Source organism: Actinoplanes sp. NPDC049681 (assembly GCF_044465265.1).
Taxonomy (GTDB): domain Bacteria; phylum Actinomycetota; class Actinomycetes; order Mycobacteriales; family Micromonosporaceae; genus Actinoplanes.
Genome location: NZ_JBITLP010000010.1, coordinates 41786 through 58120 on the forward strand (window position 1 = coordinate 41786; position 16335 = coordinate 58120).

Here is a 16335-nt window from a genome sequence, read left to right on the forward strand (position 1 = left end):
TGACCCCTGTCCCGCCGGACGCGGGACAGGGGCCGGACCGCGATCAGCGCGTGGTGATCAGCTTCTGCAGGTCCATCCGGCTGACCGAGCTCGCGCTCTCGGGCCGTTTGCTGACCGCCGCTTTGCTGGCTGCCGCGGAGGGCGTCGGCTGCGGGAGCGGCTTGCAGCGCTTGTCGGACGTGTTCGCCTTGACCCGCTTCGGCAGCTTGCCGGAGGCGAGGTAGTCGGCGATCGTGTCGTCGACGCAGGCGTTACCGAAGAGCGAGCCCGCGTGGGTGGTGCCGCCGACGCCCTCGACCAGGGCCGAGCGGGGGAACCGCTTGCGCACCTCGAGGCTGCCCGAGAACGGGGTCGCCGCGTCCAGGGTCTCGCTGATGAGCAGGATCGGCGGGGCGTTCTTGCCAGTCACCGCGACCGGGTCGGCCGCCTTGGCCGCCCAGCTCAGGCAGGGAGCGTTGTACCAGGCGTTGCCCCACGTCTCGAACGGCGCCTCGCGGTGCACGCGCCAGTTGTCCGCACGCCACGTCGACCAGGATGCCGGCCACCGTACGTCCGTGCACTGGACCGCCAGGTAGATCGCGTAACCGTTGTCGGCGCCGTCCTGCTGCGGGTTGCCCTCGTCGAACAGCGACTTCAGCGGCTGCGCGTCCCGGTCGTTGACCCACGCCGAGAACGCCGATGCGACAGTCTCCCAGCCGAAGACGTAGTAGCCCGCCTGGAGGAACACGTCGGTGAGCTCGTCCGGGCCGATGACGCCCGCGGCCGGTTTCGTGATCAGCTTCTGCTGCTCGCGGTAGAAGAGCTTCTCCACCTCTTTCCCGGTACGGCCGAGGTGGTAGACGCGGTGGTACTTCGCCAGCCAGCGGAAGTAGATCTTCATGTTGCGGTCGAACGCGATGTCCTGGTCCAGGTTGGCGTCGTACCAGACCCGCGAGGGATCGACGTTGCCGTCCAGGACCATCCGGGCCACGCGGTCCGGGTGGAGGGTCGCGTAGACCTGGCCGAGGTAGGTGCCGTACGAGAAGCCGTAGTAGTTGATCTTCTTGGCGCCGAGCGCCGCCCGGATGCTGTCCATGTCCTCGACCGAATCGGTCGTCCGCAGATGCTTCAGCAGCTCGCCGCCGCTGTGTGCACAGGCCGCGGCATAGCCCTTCGCACGCTTCAGCCACGCCTTCTCGATGGCCGCGCTGGTGGGCACGTACGGCGGCCGGTTGTAGCCCGTGTAGTCGCCGTCGCAGGCCAGTGCCGGTTCGCTGGCGCCGACGCCACGCGGGTCGAAACCGATCCAGTCGTACGCGGCACCCGCGCCGTTCGGCACGAACTCGCCCAGCACCGAGAGGATGAGGCCCGAGCCGCCGGGACCGCCCGGGTTGACCAGCATGACGCCCTCGTACTCGTCGTCCGGCACGGTGTGCCTGATCCGCGAGACGGCCAGCTTGATCTGCTTGCCGGAGGGGTGCGCGCGGTCGAGCGGCACGCTGACGAAACCGCATTGGGCCTTGCGCTCACGCAGGGCCGGGCTGTCGCACTTGCCCCAGCCGATCGCGGAGTGAGCGGCCCGGTCGCGGGAGGGCTCCGCAGCAGGCGCCCCGGCGGCCGCGGCGGCACCGCCGACCACCAGAGCCAACGAGGCGGCGACCGCCAGAAGTCTTCTCATGCCCTGCCTTTCGTGTGGATTAGCCCCATATGCTCCGGCGCGGACGGCGCGATGGCAGCCGTCCACGCCGGGGGGTGACACGAAAGAGCGGGCGGACCGGTCAGGCGCGACGGGTCCGCTGGGCGATCACCGCCGTGCCGCCGAGGGCCACCACGACCAGGCCGTAGGCCAGGGCGGTCGCGTGCAGCCCGAAGGACGTCGCCGCGAGCCCCGCCACCACCGCCGGCACGCTGAAGGCCAGGTACGCGATGGTCAGCGCCACGGCGAGCAGCTCGCCACGCTCCGAGGGAGCCGCGAGCACCGCCAGCGTGCTGAAGGAGGCCAGCGCCGAGGCACCGAAGCCGACGCCGGCCAGCACGGTTCCGGCCGCGGCGAGCACGACCGATCCCGTCTGGACGGCGAGCAGGGTCACGGCCGTGCCGGCGGTCAGCAGGACACCGGCGATCGTCAGCACCAACGGTGTCGCGCGGCCGCGTAACGCGAAGGCCGTCACCGCGCCGGTCCCGCAGAGCAGCGTGACCACCAGGCCGCCGATCAGATGGCTGGCGAGGCCGAAGACGCCGGCCGCCACCGAGGGGCCGAGCGAGAGGTACAGCCCGCCCAGGGCCCAGCTCGCCACGATGATCGGCACGAGGGCCAGCACGTCGGCGCGCAGCCGGGCCGGTACGCCGAGCCGCGGCACCAGCGACCGGGCACCACCGGGCCGGCGGCCGGAGGTCTCGGGCATCAGCAGCACCGCGGCACCCGCGAGGATCATGCCGGCGAGCAGGAGGGCGTACACGAGGTGGGTCGGTCCGGGGGCGTACTGCACGAGAGCTCCGGTGCCCAGCGACCCGAGCGCCAGGCCGGCCGGCGGCACGATGCTGTTGATCAGGCCGGCGCGGCCGGGGGCGTGCGGCGGGTTCAGGTCGACGAGGGTCGCGCCCAGCGTGGTGAGCGCCGCGCCGGTCGCGATGCCCTGCAGGAAGCGGGCGGCCAGCAGGACGCCGACGTCTCCCGCCACGAGGAAGAGGGCGAGCGCCACGGCCTCCAGCGCGATAGCGGCCACGAGGACCGGCCGCCGCCCCACGTGGTCGGAGAGGGCACCGAGCATGAGCAGGGCACCGATCAGGCCCACCACGTACACCGCGAACACGACCGTCAGGGTGACCGCGGAGAAGGACCAGAGCTGCTGGTAGACGACGTAGAGCGGGGAGGGGGCGCTGGAGGCGGCGGTGAACGCCACCAGGATCGCCGCGACAGACGCGAAGGCGACCGGATGGGACAGCCGTCCGGGTTCGCGAGCGAGGGCAGGTGCGGTGGTCATGACACTCCAGTCGGTGAACAGACAGGTCTGTCTAGCGCCACCGACACTAGACAGGTCTGTCTGCTATCGTCAATCGCATGTCCGCCGCATCACCCGCCGCCGGGCCCCGGGCCGCCGGACGCAAGCCGTCCGCGCGTGACCGGCTGCTCGCCGCCGCGGACGAGCTCTTCTACGCCGAGGGCGTACACACCGTCGGCATCGATCGCGTCATCGAGCACGCCGGCGTGGCCAAGGCGTCGCTCTACAGCTGCTTCGGCAGCAAGGACGGCCTGATCCGGGCCTACCTGGAAGGCCGGCACCGGCGTCGCCAGGAGCGCATTCTCACCCAGCTCGAGCGCTTCGGGACACCCCGCGAACGGCTGCTCGGCGTCTTCGACGTACTCGCCGAGCAGGTCGCCGCGCCGACGTTCCGCGGCTGCGCGTTCTACAACGCCAGCGCCGAGTCGACACCGGGCGGCGTCGTCCAGGAGGTCAGCGACGCCAACCGCGCTTGGACCCGCACCCTCTTCACCGACCTGGCCCGCGAGGCCGGCGCACCGGATCCGGCCGCGCTCGCCGACCGGCTGGTCATCCTGTACGACGGCACCTCGGTGGGCGCCCGGATGGACCGCACCCCGGCGGCCGCGGTCACCGCCCGTGCCGTCGCGGCGGCCCTGCTGGACGCCGCGCTCGCGGACCACCCGGACGCGCCAGTCCCATATGCACCGACTCGCGGCGATGGTGATGCCACCATGCGGTGATGGAGTTATGCGGCGGGCAGCCGTGCTGGCTGCACCCACACATGGGGACCACCACGGTGGACGGCCGCGCCTTCCAGGCGTACATGGTGGCGCTCCAGCACGTCGTCGTGACCCTGGACGCCGATCCCGGGTGGCGGCGTTGGTGGCGGGCTTCCGGCGTACCGGAATGCGAGCTGGGGATAGTGGCCGAGGGCCACCTCGACCATCTGCGGCCGAGCGCCGACATCCGCAAGGTACGCGGCAAGGTCCGGGCCAACTTCACCTGCGCCGCGCCGGCCGCGGCGGGCCCGCGGCCGGCCGACCTCTTTCCCCTGGCCGTCCGCGAGGTGACGGGGATGTTCGAGGTGATCCGGGAGGCGATCGGGCTGGGCGAGCTGCCGCCCGTCCCACCCCTTCCCGAGCTCCCGGAGCACCCGGAGGAACCCGAGGTCACCCGCAAACCGCTGCCGGCCGACGCGGGCGAGATCGAACAGCAGGGCTATCTGACCCTCACCCAGATCCAGGAGTTCTTCGGCGACGATCCCGCCGTCACCCGGCGAGGCGATTGACCCGCTCCGGCCGGTGCGCACCCGGCGACCGCGGCCGCGGCAGGGTCAACGTGGACGGCGCCACCACCACCGCATTGCCACCGAGGCCGATCCCCGCGTAGATCACCGGCCGCACGAACCGCAGCACGACCCCGTAGACCACGCCGAGGACCACCGTGGCCAGCGCGGCCGTCACGAGGTCCGGAAACTGCAGATACGCAAGGTACGCCAGCGCGCCGAAGCCGACGGTCGACACCGACGGGGCCACGAACCGCCGCCAGATCCCCTCGCCGTCCGGCCTGCGGTTGAGCAGCAGCAGCGCCGCCAGCGACGTGGCCAGCAGCAGGAGCAGGACACCCAGGCTGCCGCCGACGGCGAGTCGGCGCCCGAGCGACTCGACCGGGTCCAGGCGGAAGGCGGCGCACACCCCGATCACCAGGCCGGCGGCGAGGCTCTGGGTGAAGGAGGCCGGGCGCGGCGCGGCCAGCCCGGCGGAGAGCACCCGATCGCGGCCCAGCGCCACGACATAGCGGGCGATGGTGTGGTGCAGCGCCATCATGGCGGCGAGCAGACCGGCGACGACCAGCACCCGGCCCAGGCTCACCGCCCACGGCGCGAGGCGGGCCGCCGCGAGGTCGAAGGCGAGTTCGGGCCCCCGGGCGGTCGCCGCGGCGACGATCCGGCCGGGCCCCGCGGCCACCGTCATCGCCCAGCTCGAGGCGGCGTACAGGACGGTCAGGAGCAGCACGGACAGGACGGCCGCGCGGGAGGTCGCGCGGCGGGGGGCGTGGACGTCTTCGGCGTACGCGGCCGTCGTCTCGATGCCCACGAAGGCGAACGCGCCCACCAGCAGCAGCAGGCCGAGCACCGGCCGGGAGACGTCCGCGAGGCGGGCGGGGTCCAGCGCCGTCCACGCGAGCCGCCCGCCGGCCGGATCGAGCAGGTTCGCGACGGCGTACGCCACGGCCACACCGAGTCCCGCGACCACCAGCACCGCCGGCAACCAGGCAGTACGCGTCAGACCGAGCATCCCGCACACCGCGACGACCAGCCAGCACGCCCCGGCGGCCACCCACCACTCCACATCGGCCAGCGGCGCGGCGGCCGCCCCGACGACGCCGTACAGGCCGATCTGCAGGGCGTTGTACGACAGCAGGGCGAGCCAGGCCGCCCCGACGCCGGCCGGGCGGCCCAGTCCCCGCGCGATGAACGTGTACAGCGCGCCCGGCCCGGCCCCGCGACGGATCATCCCGGTGTATCCCGCCGTGAACACCAGCATGAGCAGGCCCAAGCCGGCGAAGAGCACGGGGAGGGCGAGCAGGCCGCTGTCGGCGTACGCCCCCGGCACGACGGCGGTGACGACCGTCAGCGGGGTGGCCGCGGCCAGCGCGAGGAAGACGACGGACGCGCCACCGAGGCGTCTCGCCGCCGGGGTAGGTGGCGAAGGCACCGCTCCATTGGAGACCCCCGGCGGCGGTCGAACAACATGATGTGACCATCAAATAACCGATAGTGAGAAGATTGGCACTCGGCCACTACGGCTCGATGAGGGTCTTCCTGCCGACGCCCGCGCGGAACTGGTCGAGCGCCTCGGCGTAACGGGCCAGCGGAAACCGGTGGCTGACGAAGATCCGCGGGTCGAGCACGCCCGCGGCCATCAGCTCACCGGCCCGGTCGAAGCTGTGCAGCACGGCCATCGAGCCGGTGATCGTGATCTCGCGCCGGTAGATCTCGTACGGTTCGATCTCCACCCGCGCGTCGTACGCCGAGACCCCGAACTGCAGGAACGTCCCGCCCCGGCCGACGCGCCGCAACCCGTCGCGGATCGCGGCGGCCGCCCCGGTGCAGTCGACGACCACGTCCCAGCCGCGCGGTGCGTCCAGCTCCGCGGCGTCGGTGACCGCGGCCGAGCAACCGAGCTGCTTCGCCGTCTCGAGCCGCTCCGGATTGAGGTCCACCATGGAGACGCTCGCCGCACCCGCGCGCTTGGCGAGCTCCAGCATCATCAGGCCCATCGTCCCCGAGCCGTAGATGAGAAAGGTGTCCGCCATCCGCCGGGGCAGGACGTCGAACCCGCGGACCGCGCAGGAGAGCGGCTCGATCAGTGCGGCGTCCCGGGCGACGAGATGCGGGGGCAGCTTGAACAGGTTGGCCATGGGCGCCGACACGAACTCCGCCGCCGCTCCGCTCCTCGAGACACCGATCGCGTTCCAGTTCTCGCACTGGTTGCCTCGTGCGCGTTTGCACTGGTAGCAGTGGCCGCAGTACAGCGAGGGGTCGACGGCCACCTGGTCGCCCACCGCGTACCCGGTGACCGCGTCGCCGATCTCGACGATCTCCCCCGCGAACTCGTGCCCCGGGATGATCGGGAAGGCGGGCGCGAACTCGCCGTCCATGATGTGCAGATCAGTGCCGCAGATGCCGACCGCGGCGGGCCGGACCACCACGTCGGTGGGGCCGGGAGCCGGGTCGGGCACCTCCGTGATCTCGATCGTGCCGGGCGTGACGACCACCGCTGCCTTCACTTGACCGCTCCCATCGACAGGCCGCGGACCAGCTTGTTCTGCGCCAGCCAGCCGGCGATCAGCACCGGCAGCGAGACCAGCGTCGCCGCGGCGCAGAGCCGGGCGAGGAACAGGCCCTCCGAGGAGATGAAGCCGACCAGGAAGATCGGCGCCGTGCCGGCGTTCGTCGCGGTCAGGTTCACCGCGAGGAAGAACTCGTTCCAGGCGAAGATGAAGCAGATCAGCGCCGTGGCGGCCAGGCCGGGTGAGACGATCGGCAGGATGATCTTCCGGATCGACGTGAGCAGGCCGGCCCCGTCCACCTCGCCCGCCTCGAGCACCTCGCGCGGCACTTCCAGCAGGAACGAGCGCATCATCCAGACCGCCAGCGGCAGGTTCATCGAGGTGTAGAGAACCACCATCGTCCAGACGTTGTCGAGCATGCCGAGGTTCTTGACCAGCAGGTAGACCGGGAGCAGGGCGGCAACCGCGGGCATCATCTTCGTCGAGATGAAGAAGAACAGCGCGTCCGTCCACTTCGCCACCGGGCGCAGCGACAACGCGTACGCGGCCGGCGTGGCGAGCAGAACCACGAACAGGGTGGAGAAGAGGCTCGCCATCAGGGAGTTCAGCAGGAACGGCGTGATGTTGCGGTCGAAGACCTGCGCGTACTGGTCGAGGGTCGGCGTGAAGACCCAGGACGGCGGGTTGCTGGCCGCCGCCTGCTCCTGCTTGAAGCTGGTCAGCACCATCCAGATGACCGGGAAGACGAAGACGATCCCGGCGACCCAGGCGACCGTGCCCCAGACGGTGGTGCTCCACCGGGTCCTCATCGGCCCTCCTCCATCCGGAACAGGCTCGAGATGACGCGCAGCGCGAACGTCGCCACGATGATCGTCAGGATCACCACGATGACGCCGGCGGCCGATGCCTCGCCGTACTCGAACTTGCGGAACGTGGTCAGGTAGATCTCGTACGGGAGGTTCGTGGTCGCCGTACCGGGACCTCCCTGCGTGATGCTGAAGACCGAGTCGAACGTGTTGACCAGGTAGATCGAGCCCAGCAAGGCACCCAGCTCCAGGTACTGGCGCAGGTGCGGGATCGTCATCCGGGTGAAGATCTGCCACCCGTTGGCGCCGTCGACGCGTGCCGCCTCGAGCACCTCCTCGCTCTGCGACTGCAGGCCCGCCAGCAGGATGAGCATCATGAACGGCGTCCACTGCCAGACCAGCGTGGTGATGACCGCCGCCTTCGGGTACGACGAGATCCAGTCCGTCGAGCCACCGAACAGGCCGTTGATGAGCCCGTACGCCGGGTTGTAGATCGCGTGCTTCCACAGCAGCGCCGCTGCGATCGGCATCACCAGGAACGGGGTGATGAGCAGGGTCCGTACCACCGACCGGCCGACGAACTTGCGGTCCAGCAGGACGGCGAGCGCCAGGCCCAGGATCATCGAGAAGATGACCGCCCCCGCGGTCAGCAGAACGGTGTTGGCCAGCGCGGCCCGCAGGCGCGAGTCGGTCAGCACGGTGACGTAGTTGTCGACGCCGACGAAGTCGCGGGCGCCCGGGCGCAGCGCGTTCCAGCTCTGCGTGGACAAATAGATGGTGACCAGGAACGGCACCTGGGTCACGATGATCGCGAAGACGAGGGCGGGCAGGAGGGGGGCGCGGCGGACCCAGCGCTCGCGGGCGCCCCCCTTGGTGGATGCGGGCGTGCGCGGCGGAGGCGTGTCCGACCTGTGCTTCGCCCGGGCGATGACGTCGGTCATCTACTTGTATTTCTTCGCGACGTCTTCGGCGAGCTTCTGGCCGTCGGCCAACGCCTTGTCGACCGTGGTGCTGCCGGCGACGGCGGCGCTGACCTCCTGCGACACCTTGGTGCCGAGGTCCGCGAACTCGGGGATGCCGACGAACTGCACGCCGAGCGCGGGCCGCGGCTGCACGCCCGGGTTCTGCGGGTTGGCATTCTCGATGGAGCCGAGCGTGATGTCGGCGAAGGCCTTCGCGGACTCCTTGTACTCCGGGATCGAGTACGTCGACGTGCGCTTGCCGGACGGCACCCGCGACCAGCCGAGGTTCTTGCCCACCAGCTGCTCGTAGTCCTTGCTGGTGGCCCAGGAGATGAACTTCCAGGCGGCATCGGCCTTCTTGGTCGTCTTCGGCATGGCCCACGCCCACGTCCACAGCCAGCCCGAGTACTGGGTCTTGTTCACCGGGGCGTACGCGTAGCCGACCTTGCCCGCGACCTTCGAGGCCTTCGGGTCCTCCAGGGTGCCGGCGGCCGACGTGGCGTCGTACCACATGGCGGCCTTGCCCTGGCCGAAGGTGTTGAGGCACTCGGTGAACCCGGCCTGCGGCGCACCGGACTCGCCGTAGTTCTTGAGCAGGTCGACGTAGAACTTCGTGGCCTCGGTGAACTCGGGCGAGTTGACCTTCGCGGTCCAGTCCTTCTCGAACCAGGTGCCGCCGTACGTGTTGACGACCGTCGTGAGCGGGGCGAAGAGCTCACCCCATCCCGGCAGCCCGCGCAGGCAGATGCCGGCCACACCCTTCTGCTTGTCGTTGAGCTTCTGCGCCATGTCCGCCACCTGCGCCCAGGTCGGCTTCTCCGGCATCGTGAGGCCCTTGGCCTCGAACATCTCCTTGTTGTACATGAGGAAGGAGGACTCGCCGTAGAACGGCGCCGCGTACATCTTGCCGTCGTCGCCGGTCAGCGACTGCACCATCGGCTTGATGAGGTCGGCCTGGTCGTAGGCGCTGTCCCTGCCGGCGTAGCTCGACACCTCGTGCAGCCAGCCGTTCTTCGCCCAGATGGGCACCTCGTACGCGCCCACGGTGGCGACGTCGTACTGCCCGCCCTGGTTGGCGACGTCCTGCGTCACCTTGTCGCGCAGCTCGTTCTCGGGGAGGATCGTGAACTTGACCGTGATGCCGGTCTGCTTGGTGAAGTTGTCGGCGGTCAGCTTCTGGATGTCCTCCATCTGCGGGTTGCCCACCATCAGCGCGGTGATGGTGTTGTCCGAGGAGTCTCCCCCACCGGTCGAGCCGGCGCCGGAGCATCCGGAGAGGACGAGCGCGCCGGCGGTCGCACCCGCAATCAACAATGAGAATTTCTTTCCTGTTCTGTGCACGACGGATCCTCCGATTGAAGACATGCACCACCGCGCCGGGCAGGCGCCGGCGGAGAAGAACTGCGACGAGGGGATTCAGACGCGGACGACCTGAGGGCCGAGCCGGGAATAGCGCTGCGCCTCGGACGCCGGCAGTCCGGTGTCCGTGACCAGGGATTCGAAATCGGATATCTCGGCGAATCGGCAGAACGTGCGTACGCCGAATTTCGTGTGTATGCCGGCGAATATCCGCCGGCGGGCCGCGCGCACCGCGTGCGCCTTCACGTCCGCCACGGCGGGGTCCGGAGTGGTCAGCCCCGCCTCACGGGAGATGCCGTTGGCGCCGACGAAGGCGAGATCGATGACGAAGCCGGCCAGCATGCCGCTGGCCCAGTGGTCGACCGTGGCCAGCGTGCGGCCGCGCACCCGGCCGCCGAGCAGGAGCACGGTGACCGGCGAGTTCGTGGACAGCCAGGCCGCGGTGTTCAGCGAGGCGGTCACGACGGTCAGGGGCCGGTCGGCGGGCAGCGCCTCGGCGATGAGCTGGGGGGTGAAGCCCTCGTCGATGAAGATCGTCTCCGCGTCGCCGATGAGCCCGGCAGCCGCGGCGGCGATCCTGCGCTTCTCCGGGACCCCGCGGGTGGTTCGCATCGCGAGGTCGGTCTCGAATTTCGCGGTCTCCACCGGGTACGCGCCGCCGTGCGTACGCCGCAGCAGACCGTGCTTTTCCAGCAGTCGCAGATCACGCCGGATGGTTTCCGCGGAAACGCTCAGCTCGGCGGACAGTTTTGCGACGTCCACCTCCCCTTGCCGCCGGGCGAGGGCGACGATCTGATGCTGCCGCTCTTCCGCATTCAATTCCGCACCTCCGGCCGCCCGTCGAGGCGGTCGCCGTGACCGCGTTTACCGTGGACCATTTGTAACACCGGAGAAACGTGTGGCCCCCATCACAAGCCAGGTGGATTCGGTGTGTCTCTGCCCGTTTGACGAGCGCCTCGGCACGTCGGATACCGGCCCAGCGGCCCACGAATCGGGACGAACGTCGTGCCCGTTTACCCGGCGATGCTGCCCGGATCATGCCCGAGGGTGTGAGCTCGGGCGCGGAGCCGCACCGGGCCCGCTCACCGGGCCCGCCGGCCAAAACCTCGGGGAAAAGGCTCAGCTCGCCCGGCCCCGAACCGACAGACGAGGTCATGGGCATGCTCGCAACGCAGCAACTCACGGAGTTCCTCTCCGCCGTCGCCGACCGGCCGGACGGACCGGCGGCACAGTACGCGGCCGTCGAGTGTGCCGCGCGTGCCCTCGAGGCGGACGTCGCGGTGCTGATCATCGACTCCGGCGTGGTCGCCTCCGTCGGGCTGCCCGCCGAGCAGGTGCCGCTCACCGCGCTCCAGGAGGCCGCGGCCGAGCGGGCCGAGAGCATCGAGCTCGCCGGCTTGCCGTACGCGCTCACCCACGCGCACATCTCCGGCCCGCCGAGCGGCCTGCTCATCCTCGGCCGCCGCCAGGGATCGTTCTCCGACGAGGAGATCTGCCTGCTGCGCGGGATGGCGCGGGTCCTCGAGCTGAGCCTGCAGGCCCTGCACGTCATCGAGGCGGAACGCCGGCAGGCCCTGGAGAACGGGCGCCTCGTCGACTCGCTGCAGGAACGCCAGCGGCTCTTCGAACACCTCAGCGGCATCCAGCGGCTCATCGCCCGCCGCGCCCCTTTGCAGCAGATCCTCGACCAGATCACCTCGGCCGCGGCCGAGCTCCTGGGCCTGGAGATGGCCTCGCTCAACCTGCTGGAGAAGGACGACCCGTCGGTCGGCAGCATGGTGTCCCACGTCGGTTTCGGCGAAGCCATCCTGGCCAAGATGAAGCGCGTCCCGCTGCCCTCGGCGGGCGTCGCGGGCCTGGCGGTCATGGCCGACGAGATGGTCATGGTCGAGGACTACGAGAACTGCCCGATCGCCATCCCGGCCATACGGTCCGCCCTCAAGGCCGTCATGGCGGTGCCGGTGCACGAGAACGGCGAGGTGGTCGGCTGCCTCACCGTCGGCACGTACACCGGCCCGCGCAAGTGGGACAAGTCGTCGCAGGAGATCCTGCGGGCCTTCGCCGAGCACGTGAGCCTCGCCCTCACCGACGCGCAGACGCTGGCGGCCATGAACCAGGCGTTCCACGACTCGCTGACCGGCCTGGCCAGCCGGGCGCTGTTCCTGACCCGGATGGAACGGGCGTTCACCGCCGCCGGCGAGGCGCGCACGGGCACCGGCGTCCTCTTCGTCGACCTGGACCGCTTCAAGGTGGTCAACGACTCCCTCGGCCACGCCGCCGGCGACGTCCTGCTGGTCGGGGTCGCCGAACGGATCCGCGCGTGCCTGCGCCCGGGCGACACGGCGGCCCGCCTCGGCGGCGACGAGTTCGCGGTGTTGCTGCCGATGGCGTACGACGCCGAGGAGGCCGTACCTGTGGCCCAGCGCATCCTCGAGGCGCTTCGCGAGCCGTTCGTGCTGGCCGGCAAGGAGACGTTCGTCAGCTGCAGCATCGGCATCGCGTACAGCGCTCCCGGCGAGCTGGAGGACGCCCACGACCTGATGGTCCGCGCCGACCTCGCCATGTACCAGGCGAAGAAGCAGGGCAAGGACCGCCTGGAGATGTTCGAACCCGCGATGCAGGCCTCCTTCCAGGCCGGCCTCCAGCTCGAGGCCGACTTGCGCCGCGCGGTCATGCGCCACGAGTTCGAGCTGCGCTACCAGCCGATCGTGCACCTGCGTACCGGAGAGATCACCGGCCTGGAGGCGCTGGTCCGCTGGCAGCACCCCGAGCGCGGGCTGATCCCGCCGCTGGACTTCATTCCGCTCGCCGAGGAAACCGGCATGATCGTGCCGATCGGCGAATGGGTGCTGCGGGAGGCCTGCCGCCAGGCCGCCGCGTGGAACGCCGACCGCGAGGGCAAGCGCCCGCTGAGCGTCAGCGTCAACATGTCGGCGGTTCAGCTCGACCAGCCGGAGCTGCCCGAGGTGGTGGCCTCCGCCCTGGAGAAGAGCGGCCTCCCGGCGGCCTGCCTGGTGATCGAACTGACCGAATCCCTGCTCGTCGACCACCGGCCGACGACCCTGCGCCAGCTCGAGCGGATCAAGGAGCTGGGCATCCGGCTCGCGATCGACGACTTCGGTACGGGCTATTCGTCGCTGGCGTACCTGCGCCGCTTCCCGGTCGACATCATCAAGATCGACAAGAGCTTCGTCGACGACGTCGGCGACGTACCGGCCGCGGCCGCGCTGACGCTGGGGATCATCCAGCTCGGCCAGGCCCTCAGCCTGTCGACGATCGCCGAGGGCATCGAGGACGCGGGGCAGCTGTCCGAGCTCGCGGACGGCAATTGCGAGCTGGGGCAGGGCTACTACTTCGCCGAGCCGCTCAACGAGACAGCGATGGGCGAGCTGCTCTCCCGCTAAGGCGGGCGGGCAGCCGGCCGCGCTGCTTCCCGGACAGCGGCGCGAGGTCACACGGGCCGCGCTGCTTTCCGGACAGCGGCGCCCGGGTCACCCGACCGCGCGGGCGAGCAGGAAGCCGAGCGAGGCCGCGCCGAGGCCGGCCAGCACGCTGCCGAGCGCGTACGCGAGCGCGTGGAACCGTTCCCCGGAGCGCGCGAGCCCTAGCGTCTCGTAGCCGAACGTCGAATACGTGGTGAGCGCACCGCACAAGCCCGTGCCCAGCAGCGCGGCCACTGCGGGGGCCACCGGGAGGCCGACGAGGAAGCCGAGCAGCGCCGAGCCGGCCACGTTGACGGTCAGCGTGCCCCACGGGAACCGGGACTCGTGCCTCGACTGCACGTACCGGTCCGTGAGGTAGCGGAGCGGGGCACCGATCGCCGCGCCGAGCGCGACCAGCAGCACGGTCACCGGCTCACCACGGCCTCGGTGAGAGCGGTGCCGAGCCAGACCGCCGTGAGCGCCCCGGTCAGCGTCGCAGCGAGGTAGACCAGCGCGACGCCGGGCGCGGCCTGCAGCACGTCGACGGTTGCGGTGGAGAACGTGGTGTAGCCGCCGAGGAAGCCGATGCCCCAGAACGGGCGGACCAGGCGGTGCTGCAGCCCGAGGTGTCCGATCAGGACCATGAGCATGCCGATGAGCAGACAGCCGCTGACGTTGATCGTCCAGGTGGACCACGGGAATCCGGCCGGGTCGTGCGGCCAGGCGATGGAGATGCCGTAGCGGGCCAGGGCACCGAGCATGCCACCGGCCGAGATCGCCGCGAGCACCTGCCACCGGCCATGGCCCGGGACGTCGGTGTCCGGAACCTCGGCGTCGGGCGAATCCACGCCGCGCGCCGGCTCTGCGGCGTGCGATGGGGCGGCTTCCGCAGGCAGGACGGCTTCCGAATCCACGCGATCACGCTAGCTCAGGCCACCGCCCGCCCGCGCGCGGACGGCCCGCGATGGGCCCCAGGACAGGCGACGCGGAGGCCCCTGACGAAGGGCCCGCGCAGGCGGCGCGGACGCCCCCAGCGAAAGGCCCCGGGCAGGCGGCGCGGACGCCCGCGAAGGTCACCGGGAGGCTGTGCGCGGACGCGCGGGCGAGGTTCACCGGGAGGCGGCGCGCCGGTATTGATGGATGGCCAGCGGCATGAAGACCGCCAGAGCCGCGCCGCTCCAGATGAGGCTGTAGATCACCGGATGTCGGAGGGCCCACGTGTCCGGAACCGGGACGGCCGGGTTGGTGTTGCCGAAGAGTTCGCGCGCGGCCTGGGTCACCGCCGACACCGGGTTCCACTCCGCGATCGCCTTGACCACGGTCGGGAGGTTGCCGGTCGGCACGAACGTGTTGGCGATGAACGTCAGTGGGAAGATCACGATGAAGCTGGCGTTGTTCACCACCTCGGGGGTGCGCACCGACAGGCCGACTACCGCCATGATCCAGGAGATGGCGTACGCGAAGGTCAGCAGCAGGAGCACCGCCAGGATCGCCTCGGCCGGCGAGGAGCGGATCCGCCAGCCGACGAGCAGGCCCGTCGCCGCCATGACCACGAACGTGACGAGGTTGATGCCCACGTCCGCGGCCGTGCGGCCGAGGAGCACCGCCGAGCCGGACATCGGCAGCGTGCGGAAACGGTCGATGATGCCCTTCTGGAGGTCCTCGGCGAGGCTGGCACCGGTCCAGGTGGCGCCGAAGACCACCGTCTGGACGAAGATGCCGGCCATGAGGAACTCGCGGTAGTTGACCCCCGGCACCTGGATCGCACTGCCGAAGACGTACGCGAAGAGCAGGACGAACATGATCGGGGACAGGGTCGAGAAGACCAGGACGTCCGGGACACGTTTGATCTTCAGCAGGTTGCGGCGCGTGATGACGGCACCGTCGGCCAGCGCGGATGTGACTGCGTTCATCCCACGACCTCCGTCTCGGGCAGCGACGGCTCCGCGGCGTGGCCGGTCAGTTCCAGGAAGACGTCGTCCAGGGTGGGGCGGCGCACGCCGACGTCCATCACCGCGATCCCGGTCCCGTCGAGCCGGCGCAACGCCTCCACCAGCACCGCCGCTGCCGGCTTGCCACCGTCGACCGGGGCGGACAGCTTGCGGGTGTGGTCGTCGACGCTCACCCGGCCCCGGCACACCTGGTCGAGGACGCCGGCGGCGTTGCCGATCTGCGCCGGGTCGGCGATGACCATCTCGATCACTTCGCCGCCGACCTGCGACTTCAGCTCGTCGGCGGTGCCCTGGGCGATCACGCGCCCGTGGTCCACGACCACGATGGAGTCGGCCAGCCGGTCGGCCTCCTCGAGATATTGCGTGGTCAGCAGCACGGTGGTGCCGCCGGCCACCAGCTCGGACAGGGTGCCCCACATCTCGGTGCGGCTGCGCGGATCGAGGCCGGTGGTCGGCTCGTCCAGGAACAGCACCCGAGGCCGGGCCACCAGGGCGCCCGCCAGGTCGAGGCGGCGCCGCATGCCGCCCGAATACGTCTTCACCGGCCGGTTGGCGGCGTCCTCCAGCCGGAACTGCGCCAGGAGCTCACGGGCCCGGTCGGCGGACGGACGGCGGCCCAGGTGATACAGGCGGCCGACCATGTCCAGGTTCTCGAATCCCGTGAGGTATTCGTCGACCGCCGCGTACTGGCCGGAGACGCCGATGCGTTCGCGGACCCGTTTCGGCTCGCGGAGCACGTCGATCCCCATGACCTCGGCGCGGCCGGAGTCCGGGCGCAGGAGCGTCGTCAGCACCCGCACACATGTCGTCTTTCCCGCCCCGTTGGGTCCGAGCAGACCCAGGACCGTGCCCTCCGGAATCTCCAGGTGGAGCCCGTCGAGCGCTTTGACCTCCCCGTACGTCTTCACGAGGCCGTCCGCCACCACCGCCGTCGTCGTCATGGTGGCCGACGCTACGCCCGCCCTACGACAAATTCCGTCCCGCTCGGCGAGCGCGGGAGGCCGAGGGTGGACGTGGCGGCGTCCACCCCCGACCTCGTCCGAGGGGCGTTGTGTCCGGGGCTCGACCGGACATCA

General features: G+C 70.6%; 15 protein-coding genes. 3 read left to right on the forward strand and 12 right to left on the reverse strand.

What is annotated here, in order from left to right:
- Positions 1-43: 43 nt before the first annotated feature.
- Positions 44-1657, reverse strand: coding sequence for an alpha/beta hydrolase (locus ACIBO8_RS32440; RefSeq protein WP_396119229.1), 1614 nt, complete (start codon positions 1655-1657; stop codon positions 44-46).
- 100 nt (positions 1658-1757) lie between these two features.
- A complete protein-coding gene (locus ACIBO8_RS32445; protein WP_396119230.1) occupies positions 1758-2963 on the reverse strand; it encodes an MFS transporter in 1206 nt (401 codons plus the stop codon).
- 77 nt (positions 2964-3040) lie between these two features.
- Here ACIBO8_RS32445 and ACIBO8_RS32450 point away from each other — a divergent pair, with 77 nt between their 5' ends.
- The gene (locus ACIBO8_RS32450; protein WP_396119231.1) at positions 3041-3703 is read left to right on the forward strand and encodes a TetR/AcrR family transcriptional regulator; all 663 of its coding nucleotides are present in this window, start codon (positions 3041-3043) and stop codon (positions 3701-3703) included.
- Between the two features lie 41 nt (positions 3704-3744).
- Complete coding sequence (locus ACIBO8_RS32455) at positions 3745-4251, forward strand: hypothetical protein (protein ID WP_396119232.1); 507 nt, start codon at positions 3745-3747, stop codon at positions 4249-4251.
- Here the strand turns inward: ACIBO8_RS32455 and ACIBO8_RS32460 are convergent.
- The 6 genes from ACIBO8_RS32460 to ACIBO8_RS32485 form a co-directional block, all read right to left on the reverse strand.
- A complete protein-coding gene (locus ACIBO8_RS32460; RefSeq protein ID WP_396119233.1) occupies positions 4232-5680 on the reverse strand; it encodes an APC family permease in 1449 nt (482 codons plus the stop codon). The two genes, ACIBO8_RS32455 and ACIBO8_RS32460, sit on opposite strands and share 20 nt — an antisense overlap.
- 85 nt (positions 5681-5765) lie before the next feature.
- Positions 5766-6755: a zinc-dependent alcohol dehydrogenase family protein gene (locus ACIBO8_RS32465; RefSeq protein ID WP_396119234.1), complete on the reverse strand. Its 990-nt coding sequence runs from the start codon at positions 6753-6755 to the stop codon at positions 5766-5768.
- On the reverse strand, positions 6752-7567 hold the full coding sequence (locus tag ACIBO8_RS32470; RefSeq protein WP_396119235.1) for a carbohydrate ABC transporter permease: 816 nt from the start codon (positions 7565-7567) through the stop codon (positions 6752-6754). The genes ACIBO8_RS32465 and ACIBO8_RS32470 overlap by 4 nt, the downstream gene beginning before the upstream one ends.
- On the reverse strand, positions 7564-8505 hold the full coding sequence (locus ACIBO8_RS32475) for a carbohydrate ABC transporter permease (RefSeq protein ID WP_396119236.1): 942 nt from the start codon (positions 8503-8505) through the stop codon (positions 7564-7566). Before ACIBO8_RS32475 ends, ACIBO8_RS32470 begins: the two co-directional genes overlap by 4 nt.
- Positions 8506-9837 carry an ABC transporter substrate-binding protein gene (locus tag ACIBO8_RS32480; RefSeq protein WP_396119237.1) on the reverse strand — a complete coding sequence of 444 codons (1332 nt, stop codon included), beginning with the start codon at positions 9835-9837 and terminating at the stop codon, positions 8506-8508. It abuts the gene before it with no gap.
- 105 nt (positions 9838-9942) lie between these two features.
- Positions 9943-10704, reverse strand: a complete 762-nt coding sequence (locus ACIBO8_RS32485) for a DeoR/GlpR family DNA-binding transcription regulator (RefSeq protein ID WP_396119238.1) — start codon at positions 10702-10704, stop codon at positions 9943-9945.
- A gap of 341 nt (positions 10705-11045) precedes the next feature.
- On the opposite strand from ACIBO8_RS32485, the gene ACIBO8_RS32490 reads away from it, so the two are divergent.
- Positions 11046-13289 carry a putative bifunctional diguanylate cyclase/phosphodiesterase gene (locus tag ACIBO8_RS32490; protein WP_396119239.1) on the forward strand — a complete coding sequence of 748 codons (2244 nt, stop codon included), beginning with the start codon at positions 11046-11048 and terminating at the stop codon, positions 13287-13289.
- A gap of 87 nt (positions 13290-13376) precedes the next feature.
- Here the strand turns inward: ACIBO8_RS32490 and crcB are convergent, their stop codons facing one another.
- The 4 genes from crcB to ACIBO8_RS32510 form a co-directional block, all read right to left on the reverse strand.
- The gene (gene crcB / locus ACIBO8_RS32495; RefSeq protein WP_396119240.1) at positions 13377-13736 is read right to left on the reverse strand and encodes a fluoride efflux transporter CrcB; all 360 of its coding nucleotides are present in this window, start codon (positions 13734-13736) and stop codon (positions 13377-13379) included.
- Positions 13733-14155, reverse strand: coding sequence for a fluoride efflux transporter FluC (locus ACIBO8_RS32500; RefSeq protein WP_396119569.1), 423 nt, complete (start codon positions 14153-14155; stop codon positions 13733-13735). The genes crcB and ACIBO8_RS32500 overlap by 4 nt, the downstream gene beginning before the upstream one ends.
- Before the next feature lie 261 nt (positions 14156-14416).
- Positions 14417-15220, reverse strand: a complete 804-nt coding sequence (locus ACIBO8_RS32505) for an ABC transporter permease (RefSeq protein WP_396119241.1) — start codon at positions 15218-15220, stop codon at positions 14417-14419.
- Complete coding sequence (locus ACIBO8_RS32510; RefSeq protein ID WP_396119242.1) at positions 15217-16200, reverse strand: ATP-binding cassette domain-containing protein; 984 nt, start codon at positions 16198-16200, stop codon at positions 15217-15219. The genes ACIBO8_RS32505 and ACIBO8_RS32510 overlap by 4 nt, the downstream gene beginning before the upstream one ends.
- Between the last annotated feature and the right edge of the window lie 135 nt (positions 16201-16335).

Coding starts and splice junctions, on each gene's coding strand:
- ACIBO8_RS32505 (WP_396119241.1), bottom strand. CDS start 15,220: ATGAACGCAGTCACATCCGCGCTGGCCGACGGTGCCGTCATCACGCGC.
- ACIBO8_RS32455 (WP_396119232.1), top strand. CDS start 3,745: ATGGGGACCACCACGGTGGACGGCCGCGCCTTCCAGGCGTACATGGTG.
- ACIBO8_RS32450 (WP_396119231.1), top strand. CDS start 3,041: ATGTCCGCCGCATCACCCGCCGCCGGGCCCCGGGCCGCCGGACGCAAG.
- ACIBO8_RS32470 (WP_396119235.1), bottom strand. CDS start 7,567: ATGAGGACCCGGTGGAGCACCACCGTCTGGGGCACGGTCGCCTGGGTC.
- ACIBO8_RS32445 (WP_396119230.1), bottom strand. CDS start 2,963: ATGACCACCGCACCTGCCCTCGCTCGCGAACCCGGACGGCTGTCCCAT.
- ACIBO8_RS32475 (WP_396119236.1), bottom strand. CDS start 8,505: ATGACCGACGTCATCGCCCGGGCGAAGCACAGGTCGGACACGCCTCCG.
- ACIBO8_RS32440 (WP_396119229.1), bottom strand. CDS start 1,657: ATGAGAAGACTTCTGGCGGTCGCCGCCTCGTTGGCTCTGGTGGTCGGC.
- ACIBO8_RS32510 (WP_396119242.1), bottom strand. CDS start 16,200: ATGACGACGACGGCGGTGGTGGCGGACGGCCTCGTGAAGACGTACGGG.
- ACIBO8_RS32490 (WP_396119239.1), top strand. CDS start 11,046: ATGCTCGCAACGCAGCAACTCACGGAGTTCCTCTCCGCCGTCGCCGAC.